The organism is Streptomyces sp. MUSC 14 (assembly GCF_001866675.1).
Classification (GTDB): Bacteria; Actinomycetota; Actinomycetes; order Streptomycetales; family Streptomycetaceae; genus Streptomyces.
Genome location: NZ_MLYN01000066.1, coordinates 41609 through 57029 on the forward strand (window position 1 = coordinate 41609; position 15421 = coordinate 57029).

At 69.9% G+C, this 15421-nt stretch carries 17 protein-coding genes; all 17 read right to left on the minus strand.

Features of this window, described 5'->3' with window-relative positions; all coding sequences use genetic code 11:
• Positions 1 to 13: 13 nt before the first annotated feature.
• The 17 genes from iscB to BIV25_RS37330 all read right to left on the minus strand — a co-directional run bounded on the left by iscB (position 14) and on the right by BIV25_RS37330 (position 15402).
• The gene (gene iscB / locus BIV25_RS37250; RefSeq protein ID WP_218158503.1) at positions 14 to 1636 is read right to left on the minus strand and encodes an RNA-guided endonuclease IscB; all 1623 of its coding nucleotides are present in this window, start codon (positions 1634 to 1636) and stop codon (positions 14 to 16) included.
• Positions 1637 to 1730: 94 nt separating this feature from the next.
• The gene (locus BIV25_RS37255) at positions 1731 to 2171 is read right to left on the minus strand and encodes a pilus assembly protein TadG-related protein (protein WP_071376999.1); all 441 of its coding nucleotides are present in this window, start codon (positions 2169 to 2171) and stop codon (positions 1731 to 1733) included.
• Between the two features lie 8 nt (positions 2172 to 2179).
• Positions 2180 to 2632, minus strand: coding sequence for a TadE/TadG family type IV pilus assembly protein (locus BIV25_RS37260; protein WP_071376966.1), 453 nt, complete (start codon positions 2630 to 2632; stop codon positions 2180 to 2182).
• Complete coding sequence (locus BIV25_RS37265; protein WP_071376967.1) at positions 2629 to 3051, minus strand: TadE/TadG family type IV pilus assembly protein; 423 nt, start codon at positions 3049 to 3051, stop codon at positions 2629 to 2631. Before BIV25_RS37265 ends, BIV25_RS37260 begins: the two co-directional genes overlap by 4 nt.
• A 33-nt stretch (positions 3052 to 3084) precedes the next feature.
• On the minus strand, positions 3085 to 3273 hold the full coding sequence (locus BIV25_RS37270; RefSeq protein ID WP_071376968.1) for a hypothetical protein: 189 nt from the start codon (positions 3271 to 3273) through the stop codon (positions 3085 to 3087).
• 17 nt (positions 3274 to 3290) lie between these two features.
• Positions 3291 to 4184 carry a type II secretion system F family protein gene (locus tag BIV25_RS37275; protein WP_071376969.1) on the minus strand — a complete coding sequence of 298 codons (894 nt, stop codon included), beginning with the start codon at positions 4182 to 4184 and terminating at the stop codon, positions 3291 to 3293.
• Positions 4181 to 5173, minus strand: a complete 993-nt coding sequence (locus BIV25_RS37280) for a type II secretion system F family protein (protein ID WP_071376970.1) — start codon at positions 5171 to 5173, stop codon at positions 4181 to 4183. Before BIV25_RS37280 ends, BIV25_RS37275 begins: the two co-directional genes overlap by 4 nt.
• 43 nt (positions 5174 to 5216) lie before the next feature.
• Complete coding sequence (locus BIV25_RS37285; RefSeq protein ID WP_071376971.1) at positions 5217 to 6821, minus strand: CpaF family protein; 1605 nt, start codon at positions 6819 to 6821, stop codon at positions 5217 to 5219.
• Positions 6814 to 7671, minus strand: a complete 858-nt coding sequence (locus tag BIV25_RS37290; RefSeq protein ID WP_371273114.1) for a MinD/ParA family protein — start codon at positions 7669 to 7671, stop codon at positions 6814 to 6816. Before BIV25_RS37290 ends, BIV25_RS37285 begins: the two co-directional genes overlap by 8 nt.
• A 26-nt stretch (positions 7672 to 7697) precedes the next feature.
• The gene (locus tag BIV25_RS37295) at positions 7698 to 8381 is read right to left on the minus strand and encodes an SAF domain-containing protein (RefSeq protein ID WP_079177120.1); all 684 of its coding nucleotides are present in this window, start codon (positions 8379 to 8381) and stop codon (positions 7698 to 7700) included.
• Between the two features lie 46 nt (positions 8382 to 8427).
• On the minus strand, positions 8428 to 9315 hold the full coding sequence (locus BIV25_RS51600) for an ATP/GTP-binding protein (protein WP_107486553.1): 888 nt from the start codon (positions 9313 to 9315) through the stop codon (positions 8428 to 8430).
• On the minus strand, positions 9309 to 9911 hold the full coding sequence (locus tag BIV25_RS37305; protein ID WP_143076766.1) for a hypothetical protein: 603 nt from the start codon (positions 9909 to 9911) through the stop codon (positions 9309 to 9311). Before BIV25_RS37305 ends, BIV25_RS51600 begins: the two co-directional genes overlap by 7 nt.
• A 339-nt stretch (positions 9912 to 10250) precedes the next feature.
• Positions 10251 to 10550 (minus strand): hypothetical protein, encoded by a 300-nt coding sequence (locus tag BIV25_RS37310; RefSeq protein WP_071376973.1) that lies wholly within the window; start codon positions 10548 to 10550, stop codon positions 10251 to 10253.
• Entirely contained in the window at positions 10541 to 13171 is a 2631-nt protein-coding gene (locus tag BIV25_RS37315) for an ATP/GTP-binding protein (RefSeq protein ID WP_071376974.1), read from the minus strand. Before BIV25_RS37315 ends, BIV25_RS37310 begins: the two co-directional genes overlap by 10 nt.
• Positions 13147 to 13596: a hypothetical protein gene (locus BIV25_RS49800; protein WP_256257060.1), complete on the minus strand. Its 450-nt coding sequence runs from the start codon at positions 13594 to 13596 to the stop codon at positions 13147 to 13149. Before BIV25_RS49800 ends, BIV25_RS37315 begins: the two co-directional genes overlap by 25 nt.
• Positions 13597 to 13892: 296 nt before the next feature.
• Positions 13893 to 14225, minus strand: coding sequence for a hypothetical protein (locus BIV25_RS37325; protein ID WP_143076767.1), 333 nt, complete (start codon positions 14223 to 14225; stop codon positions 13893 to 13895).
• Positions 14226 to 14289: 64 nt separating this feature from the next.
• Positions 14290 to 15402: a bifunctional lytic transglycosylase/C40 family peptidase gene (locus BIV25_RS37330; protein ID WP_256257062.1), complete on the minus strand. Its 1113-nt coding sequence runs from the start codon at positions 15400 to 15402 to the stop codon at positions 14290 to 14292.
• Positions 15403 to 15421 lie beyond the last annotated feature (19 nt).

Below are 15421 nucleotides of genomic sequence, written 5' to 3' on the forward strand. Positions count from 1 at the left end.
GCGTTCAGCTTTCTCATTTCCCGGAACCCCAGGGCGTCAGCCCTGGGAAGGAGCGGATCCTTTGGTCCCGCGGCGCGGAGCGCCGCAGCGTCACTTCGGGCTGCGGACTTTCTGGATGGCGGGTGTAGGCGTAGCCGTCGCTGCGCTGAATGAGCCGCACATGGGTGTGTTTGACGGCGGCGGCGAGGCCGTGGGGGGTGCGGATGTCGAAGAGTCCGCTGGTGCGGACCATGACGCGGCCGGTGTGGGTGCCCGCGTACTTGCCGGCTGGCACCGTAGCCGTCACGAGGTCGCCAGTGGCGAAGCCGTGCACACGTTTGGTTCGTGGGCTGGTTCGGCGGGGGAAGCCATGCTTGTCCGGGCTGGTGCGCTGATGCACACCACGCCCGGTGCAGGCGGCCACCAGGACCGTGGTGACGGTCTCGGTGATGGTGTCGAGCTTGCCCACGGCCAGGGCGTCGAGGGTATGGGACTTGGGTAGTTTGTTGCGGGTCCGGTTCCACTTGGTGCGGCCACCCGACGCGGTATAGGTGGGCAGCATCGCGCTAAGGGAGCGCCACAGAGCCCAGCGGGTGGACTGGACGGCGGCCGCGTCCCGCATTGGTGCCTTTGCCTGGGCGAGGATCCTGGCCAGCAGTTTCGGCTTGCCTTTGAGGAAATCCTCAATCGGTTGGTTGTCCTTCGCCTGGTTGCAGCGGATGCAAGCGATGGCCAGGTTGGACACGCGGTCAGAGCCGCCGCGGGAACGGGGACGGATGTGTTCGATGTTGAGTGGCACACCCTTAGAGCCGCAGTAGGCGCACGTCCGCCCCCACTTAGCGAGCAGGTACTCGCGGATCTCGTAACCGTGGAGGGTACCGCGGCAGTACTCGGCACCCTGAAGCGGACGCCCGGCGCTGATGACATGGGTGTCGAACGCGACCCGCTCCACATGGACGGCACAGACCGGTGCCCAGCGGGCGATCCGGCCGACCCACGAGACGGTGGTCTCCACCCGGTGGCGCAGCGACGGCGCCAGCCAGCCTTCCGGGCGGCGCCGGTTGAAGAAACGCGGTGCCCTGTACCGGAGATTCCGGGACCGCCGCCCCCTGCGGTAGTCGGCCCGCTGCTGAAGCTTCTTGCGGATCTGGGCGCCCCGGTGACCGAGTTGCAGGGCGTACCGGGCGCGTCGCTGTCCGGCGACCGCTGTGAACACTGCGAGGCCGGTGTGCTTGCTACCGGGATCGATGCCCACCTCGACGCCGTCTACGGCGGACTCGGATGCGGCGCGGTCCTTGAGGCGGATGACGAACGGGGTGTGCCGGTGGACAACAGCGCGTCCCTTCGTGAGGAGCTTGCGGGCCCTGGCAGGCGTGCACGGCTGCAATGGATGCCCGTGCCTATCGAGTACGAACACGAACGGGTGGCACTCACGTGCCTCCTCCCCAACCGCAGAGTTGGGGGTGACGCCCCCGGCAGCAGACGAACCACCGGGGATCTCACCTCGACCAGCTTCCGCGCCGGGCACCGCCTGGAAGCGGTCTTCGAGCCCCGTTTCGTCCCCGATCCGGGGGGTGTCTGCTGACTCGAATTCCAGAGCCAACTGCTGGTGAAGCACAGGTGGGTGGGTCTTCTCCCCTACGCGAAAGGTAGCCATCGTCGGTCACCTCCTTGATGGTGATGGCTCGGTCTGGTAACGGCGGCTTTCAGCAACTACGGCTGAAAGCCCGGGGCTTCGCCCCGGGATCCCGTTACCCTCCAGCGGCTTGAGTTTGCAGGTGGGCGGTCGCCGTGCCGCTCACGTGGATCGTGCCCACGCCGAGCAGTGCGGCAAAGTGCGTGGCGTAGCTGTCGTGGACGGTCACGGTCAGGGTCTGCCCGCCGTCGGTGACTTGTACGTCGCCTTGCACATGCGCGGCAGCGAGATAGTCCAGGGCGGCTCCGCGCGCGGCGTCGGGATCGATGGTGATGGCCGTGCCCTGGATCGCCTGGGCGGGGTCGACCTGCTCGCCGGCAGAGCGGGCGGCTTCCTGGGCGAGGGAGGTGGCGCGGTTGGACGCGTTGAGGGCGCCGCCGCCGTCGACGAGCAGCCCCATGACCATGAGGATGGCGAGTGCGGACATGGCCAGGAACAGGGACATCGACCCGCGGTCGGCCGGTTCGGCGTGGCAGCGGGCAAGCCGGCTCCGCATGGCGGTGATCACTGGCGCCCTCGGTACGTGTCAATCGGGCTGGTGAATGATGACGTGAGGGTCTTGGATCCGGGCAGGCCGGGCAGTCCGATGTCCGACAGGCGCGCGGTGCACGAGATCGTGGCGGTCACCGTGGCCGCCTGGCCGACGTCGAGGGAGTAGCCGGAGGTGTCGACGGAGACGTCGGTGGTCTGGCAGGTGACGCCGTCGCCGCTGAGGCTACCCTCGGCAGCTGTCCGAGCCTGGGCCTGGGCGCTGTCGGCGTCCCGCTGGAGGGAGGCGGCCCGGGCCGCGGCGTGCGCGGCCGCGTCAACGGACCCGGAGGCGTCGACGACACGGCCGAAGGCGATCATCAGGCCGAGCAGGGCGATGATGGCCGGGGCGATCACCGCGACTTCCAGTGAGGCGCTGCCCCGGTCGCGGCCCTTGTCGCGGCGCGCGGACGTAAGGAAGCGGATCATGGCGCCGCCGTCCAGCGTTCGATGGGGCCTTGGGCGTCCTGGGTGACCGTCAGTTCCAGTCCGGGAACGAGGGTCGCGACGTGTCCGGTGACGGTGATGTGGAGTTCCTCGGCAGTGCTGCCGGCGGAGGAGACGGACGCGCCGCGCACGCTGCCTCCGAACTTTGCGAGGAAGCCCTGCGCCTGGGCGACGCCGTCGCCCGGGCTGGAGCCGAACTGGCGCCCGGTATCGACGCCTTGCCGCGCTGCGGACTGCGCGACCTTGCGGGCGTGGTAGTACAACCCGACCTGGATGATGGTGAAGACCAGCATCAGCACCACCACAGCCAGGACGGCGACCTCCACGCTGCCGTACCCGCGATCCTCGCGCAGCCGGGCGCCCAGCGCCCGCCAGCGGCCGTTGCGCTTGTGCGCCTTCACCGTTACTCCCCTCCCTGGTCGTGGATCCGGTACTCAGCCTCCGTTGATGATGCCGATCTTCTCCATCACCTTTGTCTTGATGGCGGCGACCACGAGTCCGGCCACCACGATCAGGACGGCTGCCATGACGGCCAGCTCGGTGGTGGACTGGCCGGTGTCGCCGGCGGTCTTCAGCTGCTCCCAGCGGGCCCGCAGCAGGGTCGTGAGGTAGGTGAGGTCCATCGTGTCTTCCTTTTGGGTCAGCTGCCGAGGATGGTGATGGTCAGGGGGATCATCACGAAGGTGATCATGAGGATGACCCCGAAAGTCACCGGCAGGATCATGGCGGTGGAGGCCTCGTTGGCTTTGGCCTTCTGGTCGGTCCGCAGGGCGATGCGCAGTTGCCGGGCTTGGGCCTGCAAGGTGGTGTAGACGGGGGCGCCGTCTCCGGCCAGGGCGAGGGTGTCTGCGGGCCGTGTGAGTTCGGGGATGTCGAGTTCCTCGCCGAGCTGCCGAAGGGCGTCCCACGGGGTGACGCCGGCGAGTTCGGCCTGGTGGAAGACCTGCCGCATCCGCTCGAAGATGAAGTTCTCGCCGACCCGGGCGGTCTCGGTCAGGGCTTGGGCGGCACCGGAGTTGGCGACCCGGGCCAGCGCCACGCGCTCAAGATAGGACGCGGCCGCGTGGCGGACGACGAGGCGGGTCTGGGCGGCCTCCTTGGCGACCTCGCGGCCCGGCCACAGCCAGAACAGCGCCGCCAGACCAAGGGAGAGGCCCGCCGGGACGACGTAGGGAAACGGCGCACCGCCGAGGGCGAGCATGCCCTGCAGCAGTAGTGGAATGATCAGCCCGTAGAGGGCGAACAGGACCCGCTTGCCGAGGTGTTCGGCTGGGCTGATGCGCAGCAGGTTCAGGTCACGCATCGGCAAGGCGATGCGGTCACCGACGTCGGCCGGGAGCCGGTTGCCGACCCGCTCGGGCAGCGATCCGGTCCGGGAGGGGGCCTCGGTGGGCAAGAGAGTGGGCGCCTTGCTCGCGTCGAGGCGGTCCAGGGCGCTGGTGAGATCAGGTTTCGCGGGCCAGGCGGCACGGATGCCGACTCCGAGCAGGAGGCCGGCTGCTGCTGCGGGTGCGATGACGGTCAGTGGGATCATCGTGCTTCCTCCCTCCGGGCGGGTGCGGCGGCCGCCGAGGCCCAGGCCTGCGGACGGGTGTCGCCGGCGCCGAAGGCGTAGCCGAGAACGATCTCCCGTGTCTGGTGCTTGTCGATCTCGATCAGGCGCGGGTCGGGTGCGGTGCGGGCGATGCGGCGCAGCAGCACCAGCGTCCAGGCGAAACCGGAGCCCAGGAGGGCGAGGACGACCTGTCCGGCCGGGGTCTCGTACCAGCCCGACCAGCCCTGGTTCAGCATGCAGCCGAGGACGACGACGAGGACGACGATGGACACCATGCGCGCGCTTTTGCGGACTTTTGCCCGGTCGGCCTCCACGTCGCGGGCGTCAGCGGCCTGCTCGTGGATGGTGACCGCGAGGGCTTCGAGCGCGTCGGCCAGGCCCCGGCCCTTGTAGACGGCATGTGACTGGAAGAGCAGTACCACGTGGTCGAAGACTCCGTCGGCCATTTCGTAGGCGAACAGGTCGTAGGCGTCGTGTGCCTCCATACCGGTCCGCAGCCGCTCGGACAGGGCGCGGACGTTCGCCGCGATCGGCGCGGGGGCGTTCTTCGCCGAGGCACGGATCGTGGCCGGCAGCCCGATCCCGGCGGTGTGCACACCGGCGAGCCCGTTGAGCCACTGGGCGAGCGCCTCGAGACGTTCGATGCGCGCCTGCGCGGAGACGCCCGGGTTGAGGACGAACGGCAGTCCGAGGACCGCGGCTCCGGCGAGCAGCCCGTGCACGGGCCAGCCCGTGTACGCCCACACCCCGAGTGTGACGACACCGGCTACGGTGACCAGGTAGCGCCAGCGGGCCTGCCACTTCTCCGGCAGTTCGGCCCGTGCGCGCTGGATACGGGCAGCGACCTGGCGTCGCGGTTTGAGCGGGTCCGGCGTTCGGCCGCGGATCTCACGCACCACGCCGACGAGGGCGACAGCGGCAAGGACGGCGAACAGGGCCGCGAACAGAGAGAGTTCGGAAATGGTCAAGGTGCCTCCCCGGTGTGTGCCCGAGGGACAGGGGCGTGTGGCGTCATGATGAGGGGCCCTTTCGCTGAAGGGGCCCGCCCCACGCGCCGAGCGGCCTGTCGGTCAGCCAGCGGCGCTGGAAGGAGGGACTGCCCTCAAGATCGTCGAAGCGGGACATGTCCTCCAGCTCGCCGATGAAGGACGGCATGTTCTTGAACACCGCACGCGGCTCCGCTGGCGGGTGCGGACCGAAGATTTCGGTGACGGTCGGCCGGCCTCCTTCACCGACCACGTCGTGGACCTCCAGGACGTGGCTGACGTAACGGTGCTTGTGGCCGCCGTACTTGAGGTCGCTGCGGTCGTAGGCGATGTAGACGACGACATCGATCGAGGCGGCGATGAGGTGGTGGGCCGCCTCAGTCGCCATCCCGGCCTCGGTGCACAGCTGCACCAGACGGCTGATGATGGCGTGCGGACGGCGCACGTGCATGGTGCACATCGAGCCGGAGCCGCCGGCCGACATCGCCTGCAGCATGGGCAGAATCTCGGTGGAGCGGACCTCACCGACGACGACGCGGGTGGCGTTGTAGCGCAGAGCGACGGGGAACATGTCGGAGATGGTGATCTCGCCGGCCATACGGTCGCCGAGGACCTCGCCGTTGGACTGCCGCGCCTCGAACGCAAAGGTCACCGGGCCGGGTTTCCCGGCGGCCATGGGTTCGTCGAGGAAGAGCTCGCGGTCCGATTCCAGGGTGACGAGCCGTTCGTCGGCAGGGATTTCCCGGCCCATCGCCCGCAGCATGGACGTCTTGCCCGAGCCCATGTCGCCGACCACGAGCACGTTCATCCGGGCCTGGATACAGGCCCGCAGGAAGTAGTCCAGAATCGGGTTGAGGGTGCCCCACGCCTGCAGCTGTCCCATGCCTGTGTCCCGCAGTCGGTGCTTACGGATGACGACCGAGGGACGGCTGGTGAGCAAGGACGCCGTCACACGTGAGCCGTCGGGCAGCCGGAAGCCCACCATCGGCGTGGCCTGGGTCAAAGACCGCTCGCCGTGCCCGGACAGGCGTGCCATCCGGTTGACCCAGGCGATGAGCTCCTCGTGCGAGTCCGCGACCCGGTCGATGACGCGGCGCGGCCGGTCGAAGTACTCGACAGCGGCGCGCACCCCGTCGACCATGACGTCCTCGACACCGTCCTCGTCGAGCAGGGTCTGCAGACGGCCGCCGCGGTACATGGCGTTGAACACAGCGCTGGCAACGGCCTGTTCCTGGGCCTCGGTGAGCGGCACCGTGGCCTCGGCGGCGTGCTTGGCGCTCCAGTCCGCGGCGGCGGCGGTGGCCAGGGAGCGGGCCAGGGCACGGCGGTCCGCCTCCTCCATGAGCCGCTGAGGATCGCGTGTGCTCAGTTCTTTGGAGACATCGGCCTGCAGAGACTCGATGACCTCCCATGGCACCGGCAGCTCGCCGGGCAGGTCAGCCAGCCGCGGCACCGCGGCCGGACTGGTCCGCGCGGCCGGAACCGGTGCGGGAACCGGCGTCGCCGGTACCGGGGGTGCCTGGGGGGATCGGCGCTGGGTGAGGTGACCGGCGAGCAGGCCGGCGATGTCGTCGCGCCCCATGGCCGGCTGGTGCCCGCCTGCGCCGGGCCGCTGGTGCGTGTCAGCCATCGTTCACCCCCGGCTGCGGATGCTGCAGATTTAGTCGCTGCAGGATCCCGGCCACCTGGTCACTGGCCGCAGGACGCGGGTAGTGCTGGTGGATCCGGCGGCGCGCCGCCGCGGCCCCGATCTGCTCGGTCGCAGTACGGGCATGCAGCAGCAGAGGACTGCGCCCGTAACCGCGCGGCTGGCGGCCGCCCGCGGTCAGATAGTGGGCGGGGTCCGGGTCGTGGGGCAGCGCGGCGAGCACCGGTGCCCCGAGGACCTCGGCGACCCGATGGGCGCGGAAGTCGCCGTCCTCGATCAGGAGCAGGGCCAGCGCGTCGGCACCTGAGCCGTGCTCCTGCAGTTCGGCGCGCAGCGTCGGCAGGACGTGGCGGGCCAGGGTCAGGGACTGTTCGGTGCCGCGCACTACGAGGAGGACCATGTCGGCCCGGTACAGCAAGGCGGCCGGGGTGAGGGTGGGATGCAGACGGCCCGCTTCCAGGGCGAGACGGCCGCCGTCGACGAAGACGTCGTAGCCCGCCTGTTCGGCCATGATGTGCAGCACGTCGGCCAGGGCATCCCAGGTGCGGGCCATGGCGGCGGCCTGGGCCGGGTCGGTGAGGCCGGGCAGCAGCTTGCGGTGGCCGCCCGGATCGAGCGGCCACAGGTGCGAGGCGAAAGCGTTGGCGAGGGCCTCGAGCCCGGTGCGTTCGGCGCGGGCCAGGTGGTAGAGGCCGTAGCTGGCGTCGGCCTGCCCGGCCAGCAGGCCGGCCCGGATGGTGCCGCCGGCCGGGTCGCACTCGGCGAGCAGCGAGGGCCGCTTGGAGGCCAGGGTCAGGGCCAGCGAGGAGGCGGTGACGCCGGATGATTTCACGGAGACAAGGGCGGTGACCGGCATGGCTACTTGCTCCGGGGTTCCCGCACCAGGGCGATGCGGCCCTGGGAGGCGCGGCTGGCCAGTACCGGGCCGTCGCTCGCGCCGGCGGCGAGGTTGACGACGACCGCACCGGAGGCGTCCGGGCGGGACACGGACACCACCACGGCCTCGATCGGCGAATCGGCGGTGTCGTTCTTCACGTCCGTCGTGGTGCCCGGGGCGGGGACGGTGACGGCGAGGACCTTGTCACCGGAGGCCAGGGTGCCGGCCGGGGCCTGGCCCCGCTTGACCAGGACACCGACCTGCTGCTGATCGTCGCCCAGGCCGGTTCCGGCGGCCAGCTGCGAGGCGAGCAGCAGCCCGCCCTGACGCAGGTCGACCGCGGTCCGCCTGCCCAGCACCGACGCCTTCTCGGACGCCGGCATCGGGGAGAGCGCCGCATCGGCGGAGACCTCGGCAACCGTGACGTCCGATGCCGTGAGCACCTGGCCGGCCGGGACATCGCGGGCAACAGCCAGCACCTTCGTACGGCTGCTGGCGGAGTTGACGGCCCAAACCGCACCCAAGGCACAGAGCACCGCGAGCACGATGGACAAAGCCGCCACCGACCAGCGGCGTTCCCGCTTGACGGGCGCCGTCGTGGTGATCGGCAGTTCGGAGCGGTCCGGGCTGGTCGGGCGTGGTACAGCCGACGCTGGGGATTCCATGACGGTCAGGGACCTTTCGAGGTTCGAGCGTGCGCGTTGCGCGACTTCAGTTGAGGACCTGCACCTCGCGTACGTCGACCGCGAACTGGGTCTGGCGTACTTCGGTGAACTGCCCGGCGTCTGCGGGCCCCCCGGTCACCTGCCAGTTGACGGTCCAGGTGGCCGTTGCGGTACCGCGGAACTTCCCACCCGTTTCGTCGCTGGAGGCCTTGTCGTAGAGGTGGCCGCAGTCCGGGGACTGGGCCTTGCCCATGGACGGCGTGTACTTGGTGCCGGGCCCGTTGCACACCACGGCCGCGGTGCCGTCGCCCATCTTCCAGCTGATCGAGGAGACCTCCGCGGTTGCCGTGACACTCACCCCGCCCGCGGCCGCGGTGGCGCTGTTGGGCCCGTATGTGGTCGGCGTCTGGTCCACCCACATCCACATAGGCATACCCACCACGTACCTGCCGCCGGCCTTGGGGTTGGCCACCTTCGGGCCGACCAGCTTCATCGAGTCCACTGCGCGCCGGGCGAGGACCTCGGGGTCGATCTGGGGCGCGGCCGGCTGGTTCTGCCCATCAGGGATCCACACCACGCCGAAGCGGCCCGTCGACGGGCAGATGACCTGGTAGGCCGCTCCCTTGCCGCCTTGACGCTTGCCCTGCTGCATGGCCAGGTTGTCCGGCGGCGGCTGCGGGACGAGCTTGGTGTAGGTGCAGTCATCCGGGGTGTTGCTGCTTGAGCTTGCGGTACTGGAACCCTGCTTGGAGTCGTCGGGGCTGCCGGACGAGCCCGGCGTGCTGTTGGTGTCGCTCGCGCACACCGTGACAAGGATCTGGGAGTTGCCGCACTGCGGGTTGGCCGACGGCCCGTCGGCAGCATGTGCAACTGCGGGTACGAACCCGGTGATCAGGAAGGCAGCGCTTCCGGCGGCAGCGACGTGTTTCAGCATGTCCGCCCCCCATCCGGGGTGTAGTCGACGATCATCCACCGGCCGCTCCATCGCTCCGCCTTGGCGGTGGCGATGTAGCGCTTGGGCTGATTGGCCGGCAGCGGAATGACCTGTCCGGTCTTGACCTGCTTCGCCTTCCAGTTGGTCAGGTCGATGCAGTCGGTCACGGAGGCTTTGGGAAGCTTGGCGGTGAGGTCGATCGAGGACACCGTGGGGGAGTGGCCGACCTCGCCCCCGCCGACGGTCCCGGACTGCTTCATATGGGCCAGGTCGAGACGGAACTTGGCCAGCGCATCGAGCGACGCGTACTTCGTCAGATCGGTGCCCGCGGCGTCCGCCTTCTGGTACGCCTTCATCTGCGCAGCCCACATGTTGGTGTAGGTCGTCAGAACGGCTTCCTTCTCGGCTGCGTCCGGGCTCGCCGAGGTCGACGCTGCCGGCGACGAGGCGGGGCCCGACGTCTTCGCGGCAGGCTTGCTGTCACCGCTGGAGGAACTGCACGCGGACAGGGCGAGCACGCTCAGCGAGAGAGACGCTGCTACGACATTTCGAACGCGAAGGGCAGGATGAGGAATCCGGTGTGTGCGGCGGTTCACGTTGCCTCCCCGTGCGGCGCGCCTGGTGCGGGCAGCGGGCGCCCGCCCGGCATACGCCTGTGGAACCTGGTCAAGCTGCACTGATGCGCATGGCGTAGTCGTCAGGTTACGCATATGCCAGTCAACTTCCCAGCTTCGTTTTCAAGTTCACTCGCCCAACTGGGGATGTATCCGGTCACTTCCGGAACTGGGTGTCGACTTGTAGTCGTGTGCACTTGCTCATCTCGTCGGTGATTGAACGCTGCCAGGCTGCCTCTGTCGTTTTGTGTCATTTCCGGTCCGCGACAGTGAGATCTCAGATCACCTTTCAAGCCCCTCCCGTCAAAGGCCACATGAAGATCACCTCCTTGCCGAAATTCCCGTGCCCGCCCGCGAGCAGCTGCACCAGGTGCACTCCTCCGGCTCGCTGTCGCGGGACGGGAGGGCGGGGATGTGCCATCCCACCGGCACCCGGCTGCTGCGCTGTTGCGAGACCGACTGGCGGGAGCGGCCGGGTCGCGGCAGAACGTGCAACTGGTGGGTGGAGAGCATGCGGTGCTGGGCGAGCGTGGCTAGCAGTTGATGCTTGAGGGGCTCGGTGGGGCTGGGCGTGACGCCCGCTGCCGTACGGTCCTTGGGCTGGGCGGTGGTCAGGTCCATTCGTTTTCCTTCGAAAGGCGGACAGCTGTGGTGACGGCGGGGGAGTGCTCGGTGAGGAATGCGGTGACGCGGGCGAGTTGGCGGGCTGCGCGGTCGGTGAGCTGGTGCAGGGGGAGCGCTCCGGCGTTCGCGCAGGCGGCCTGCTCCAACGCGGGGATGTCCCGTGCACGGGCCTGGTCGGTGAAGACGTCGTCGAGGTGGGGTCCGCGCAGCTGGATGGGTCCGATGCGTCGGCCGTGCACGCTCATGGAGACGTAGTGCTCGAACCGTTGCATGGTGGCGACCCGGTCGGGGCTGGGGTCATCGCCCCACTCGGCCGTGATGGGTGCGATCGCCGACCGTGATCCTGCGGTGGTGGCCAGGGTGGAGGCGTTCTGTACCAGGGACAGCCGCACCGCCTGGGGCAGGCGGGCCAGCAGTTGTGTCATGCCGTGGACGTGGCACTTGTACTTGCGCAGGTCCTCGAACATGGAGGCGATGGTCTCGGGGGCCGCGCCGGTCAGGGTGATCAGCTCGTCGAAGTACGGACGGAACGGGATCCTCCTGTCCTCGGGCGTGTCACGGCGTGAGCGTGCGGCGCGCAGCAGGTCGCGGGCGAGGAGTGCGGTCAGGAGGCGGTCGGTGGGTCCGTTGCCGCCCGGGCACACCCACACGATCATCCGTGAGTCCATCGCGGCGCGGATGTTGTAGGCCCCGACGGGCTGGCCGAGGAAGGCGCGGGTGACGGGGTTGGCGGCGAGGCGGGCGATCGGGTTGAGGACGACAGCGAACGCGTCGGCCGGCAGGGAGGGGAACACCGCCTGCCACCACGCGCGGGTCTCCTGATCCAGTCGGCCTGCCACCGCGGCGAGTGCCGCTCTGCGGAAGGCGGCGTCGGTGAGCAGGGCCCTCACGTGGAAGATGGTAGCCTGGTCCCGGGGCCGACGGGCCTGGCATGCCAGCTCGTTGACGGCGACCAGGACGGTCAGTGCTGCGGTGAGGATGGTGAGGGCGCGCGGGGCGGTTGCGTCGTCCCAGGCCAGTGCGGAGGCGTAGGCGTCGGCGATCGCCTCGACGACCTCGTGCGCCGCCTGCCCGTGGTGCATGCCCAGTGGATTCCACGAACTCACCCGCGGGTTGGGACCGAGACCGTTGAGGTCGAACAGGGCGATCCGCGGCATCAAGTGGTCGTGGGCGAGGAACGTGGTGGCCCGCGGCCAGGAGTCACGGTGCGGGTCGACGAAGACGAGTCCGCCGCCCGCGTGTGCCCACCCGATCGCCTGCGCCAAGGCTCTCTCGGTCTTGCCGCCGCCGGCCTTGCCCACCCCGACCTCGAACAGCGTCTCCTTGGCGTAGGTGGCGACCAGACGCTGCCTGCCGTCAGGGGCCCGGTAGATGCCCTGCAGCAGCAGGTCCGGGTTGCCGAATTCGAAGGTCGGCAGGTCACCGGCGAGCACCGGCAGACGACAGTTCCGCGTGGGGGGCTTGAGTAGGCCGGTGAGTTCCTCCAGCCGCACCCAGTTCGCGCGGGGCGGCTGGCAGTGCCCCAACTCCCAGCGGCGTTCGAAGCCGCGCCGGGTCGGCCAGTGATCGGCACCGATCCGCCACGGCCCCAGACGCCAGCCGCGCATCGCCCACCTCGAGCGGCCCCCGAAAACGTCCAGAGCGGCCTGGAGCTGGGCCAGCCGGGCCTGAGCCCGGCCTTCGGTGTTGGACGCGCACATCACCAGCAGCTGGACCCTGACCAGGTGGTCGTCCTCGGCGAGCTTGCCCAGCGCCTCGGCCGGCTCCACCCGGCGCGGCACCGGCGGCATCACCAGCCTGCGTCCGGAACCCGGACCGGGCCTGTCACTCAGGAGCTGCTGCAACTGCCAGCCCACGGAGTCCTCGATGCCGGCCGCATCCTGCCGCAGCCAGCGCGCGGCCCGCTGAGCCTCCCGGCGCTCGGACCGGCGCGCGTTGCTCATCAGCTGCAGACGACGCGCCCGCAGCGCCCATTTCGGGGCACGCTGTATGTCGAGCCGGAGCTCGGCGAGGTCACCGAGCTCGGCGCGCAGGTCGGCCACGGCGTCGACGAGCGGCTGCAGCGGATCGGGCGTGAGGGGGACGTCCCGCAGCGGGGAGGTGGGCCTGCCCCGGAGGATGAACTCGGCCCGCACCACATGCCCACGCGGCTTGTCGGCGATCGGCCTGGCCCGGTTGACCGTGACGTCCGGCCCGAACGGCGTTATCGACAGCAGCCGTTCACCGCCCGCAGGGCCCTCGATGCGGTAGCGCAGCGGGCTCGAGCCGTCCGCACGCAGCCGGATCTGCACCGTTTTCGACCGGCGAGGCGCCCACCAGGGCATGCTCGTCGAGGCCCGCGCCAGCTGCACCCCGCGCCGGAAAATCTCCTCCAGACTCGGGTCGAAATGCCGGGTGGAGACGAGTTCCAGCGCCATCCGCTGCGCCGAAGCTTTTGCCGCCAGCCGGCGTACGACCAGCTCGCTCGCACCCCAGGCCGCGGCGACGACCAGGGCGAGCAGGTACCAATGCTCGTAGAGCCAGTCAGCGGCGCTGACCAGATCGGTGAGCAGGCCGAGCGCCTGACCGGCTGCTGTCTGTCCGGCCTGAACGGTTACATGTGGGGCTGCCACGTCCACGCGAGGCCGCCTCCCTTCTCTGTCGTGTCCATGGGCGTGGTGCGGGTGAAGTGCAGGTCGGTGATGCGGCCGTCGGTGTAGGTGCCGCCGCGGTCGCATCCCGCCCACACCAGGTGCACCACCGCCCGATCCGGGCCGCCGTCGCGGCGCGCGATCGCCGCCTGGATACGGAAGCGGGCGGCGGCGAAGGCCGGAGCCACCGCGTGCCCGGAACGGCCGAAGTAACCGGGCCACCGGGCTCGGCCGATCCCTGTGGCGTCCGCCCGCAACAGGGCACGGCCGGCCGTGCCCAATTGCCGCTCGTCGGTGTGGGGAAGGTCGGCGGGCCAGGCGGCCTCCAGCGCCTGCTGGATGGCCCGGTCACCGGCCGCGCCCTCGCCGTGCGGCGGGAGCGCCGAAGCGGAGGCCGGCCGGGGCACCGTCACCGACGTCCCCGCTGCAACGGGCGCGCCGCCTGCCGCAGGGTGCTCGCCTGCGTAACGCGACGAGGGCTCCGCATGCGCGGCGTGCGGCACAGATGCCGACGAGGTCGCCGATGAGCTGGGGCTGGTCGGCAGGGCGAGCAGGGCCACCCCGGTAACGATCAGGATTGCGGTGGCGATCAACAGCAGGCGCGGTGAGCGCGGCGAGGCGGAGGTGCTCAACCCTCTTGACCGGTCGGGTCGATGGGAGCTCGACGTGCGCGGCCTGTCCTCCACCGACCTGCCCGTGCGGGTGCTCATCAGCGTGTCCAGCCTTGGGACCGACGCTGCTCTTCGCGCCCTGCGCGCAACTGTCCCGTGAGCCATACGAGCGTGATGGCGCTGGCGAGGAACAGGGCGGGGGGAATCCAGCGTGTCCACGGTCCTCCGGGGAAGCCGGCGACGAAGAGCTGAGCAAAGCCCGACGTGCCAGCGATGGCACCACAGCCGATCGCGAGGCGTTGCCCTGCACGGCCTCGCTTCCAGTTGATGCGGCGGTACCCGATGAAGAGGTTCAGCCCGGCGATCGCGCCCACGCCGCTGACCATGCTGAGCACCGTGAGCGTCCACATCAGGACGCGTGCGCAGTTCACTCGTTCACCTCTCTCCAGATCAGCAGCTGGCCGCCTTCATCTGCGGCCCTGCACGTGGGCGTTGTCATAGCAGCCGGGCACCTCCCGCAAATCCGGACATCGCGTCCACCGCGTCCAGGCGTACAACCGTGCCGGGGCGGGCGGCATTGACCATCTGGCCGCCCCCGAGGTAGATGCCGACGTGAAAGATCGTCGAGTCCCGGCCGGGGGCGTAGGCGTAGAAGACGAGGTCCCCTGCCTTGAGCGCACTTGTGCCGAGGCTGGCGGGGATCCGCCGGCCCGCCCCGGCCTGCTCGGCCGCGGTGCGCGGCAGGTTGATGCCGGCCTTGGCATAGGCGTAGGTGGTGAGCCCCGAGCAGTCGAAGCCCTTGATGCCGGTGCCGCTCTTGCCGCTGATGGTGCAGCACGACCCGTACGAGGGGCCGCTCGCGTTGCCGCCGCCCCACGAGTAGGGCACGCCCCGCTGGGACAGGGCGGCGTCGATCACGGTGCGCACCTTCCCGGCGAGATTCTTCAGGTCCGGGTCCTTGGCGGCTGCCGTGTACTGGTCGATCCAGCCCAGCACGTTCGAGAGGTACTCGCTGGAGTGGTTGTACTGAAGGATTGCCGCGTCGAGTTGGGCGTGCTGGGTCAGGTCGCGGCCGTTGCCGCACAGGTAGACCGCTGCGCTGAGCGCGGCGTCGTCAGCGTTCTGCGGGTCCGCGGTGTGATCGCCGTTGCCGTCCTGGCCGACGGACTCCCAGGTCGAGGGCAGGAACTGGAAGGGACCCACGGCCCGGTCGCCTTGTGAGGTGCCGTCCCACTTCCCGCCGTCGCTGTCCGGTACCACCGTCGTGTTGCCCCCTGCACCGGAGCCGTTGAGGAGCACTCCGTAGATCGGCGGGCGGATGTCACCGTTGTCGGCGATGCTGTGGCCGATGGCATGGTTGGACTCGACCTTGGCGATCCCGGCCAGGATCGGCCAGCGCATCCCCTGGCACTTCGGAACATGCTTCCCGACCTGCTGGACCGCCTTCTTGTACGCGGTCAGCATCCGGGCAGGGATGTCCGCGGCGCTGCCGCCCTCGGCGATCCCGCCGTCATCCTGCTGCCCGGTCTTCAGTGCGACGTACGCGCTGATCGCGTTCCCGACCGGCACGGCACAGCACACGGCGGTGAACAGCAACAGCACCACCACACACCCCCACCGCGCCAGG

Excerpts from the sequence above, each read along its gene's own strand:
- iscB (WP_218158503.1), bottom strand. The coding sequence starts at position 1,636 with ATGGCTACCTTTCGCGTAGGGGAGAAGACCCACCCACCTGTGCTTCAC.
- BIV25_RS37255 (WP_071376999.1), bottom strand. The coding sequence starts at position 2,171 with ATGCGGAGCCGGCTTGCCCGCTGCCACGCCGAACCGGCCGACCGCGGG.
- BIV25_RS37260 (WP_071376966.1), bottom strand. The coding sequence starts at position 2,632 with ATGATCCGCTTCCTTACGTCCGCGCGCCGCGACAAGGGCCGCGACCGG.
- BIV25_RS37270 (WP_071376968.1), bottom strand. The coding sequence starts at position 3,273 with ATGGACCTCACCTACCTCACGACCCTGCTGCGGGCCCGCTGGGAGCAG.
- BIV25_RS37275 (WP_071376969.1), bottom strand. The coding sequence starts at position 4,184 with ATGATCCCACTGACCGTCATCGCACCCGCAGCAGCAGCCGGCCTCCTG.
- BIV25_RS37285 (WP_071376971.1), bottom strand. The coding sequence starts at position 6,821 with ATGGCTGACACGCACCAGCGGCCCGGCGCAGGCGGGCACCAGCCGGCC.
- BIV25_RS37295 (WP_079177120.1), bottom strand. The coding sequence starts at position 8,381 with ATGGAATCCCCAGCGTCGGCTGTACCACGCCCGACCAGCCCGGACCGC.
- BIV25_RS51600 (WP_107486553.1), bottom strand. The coding sequence starts at position 9,315 with ATGCTGAAACACGTCGCTGCCGCCGGAAGCGCTGCCTTCCTGATCACC.
- BIV25_RS37310 (WP_071376973.1), bottom strand. The coding sequence starts at position 10,550 with ATGGACCTGACCACCGCCCAGCCCAAGGACCGTACGGCAGCGGGCGTC.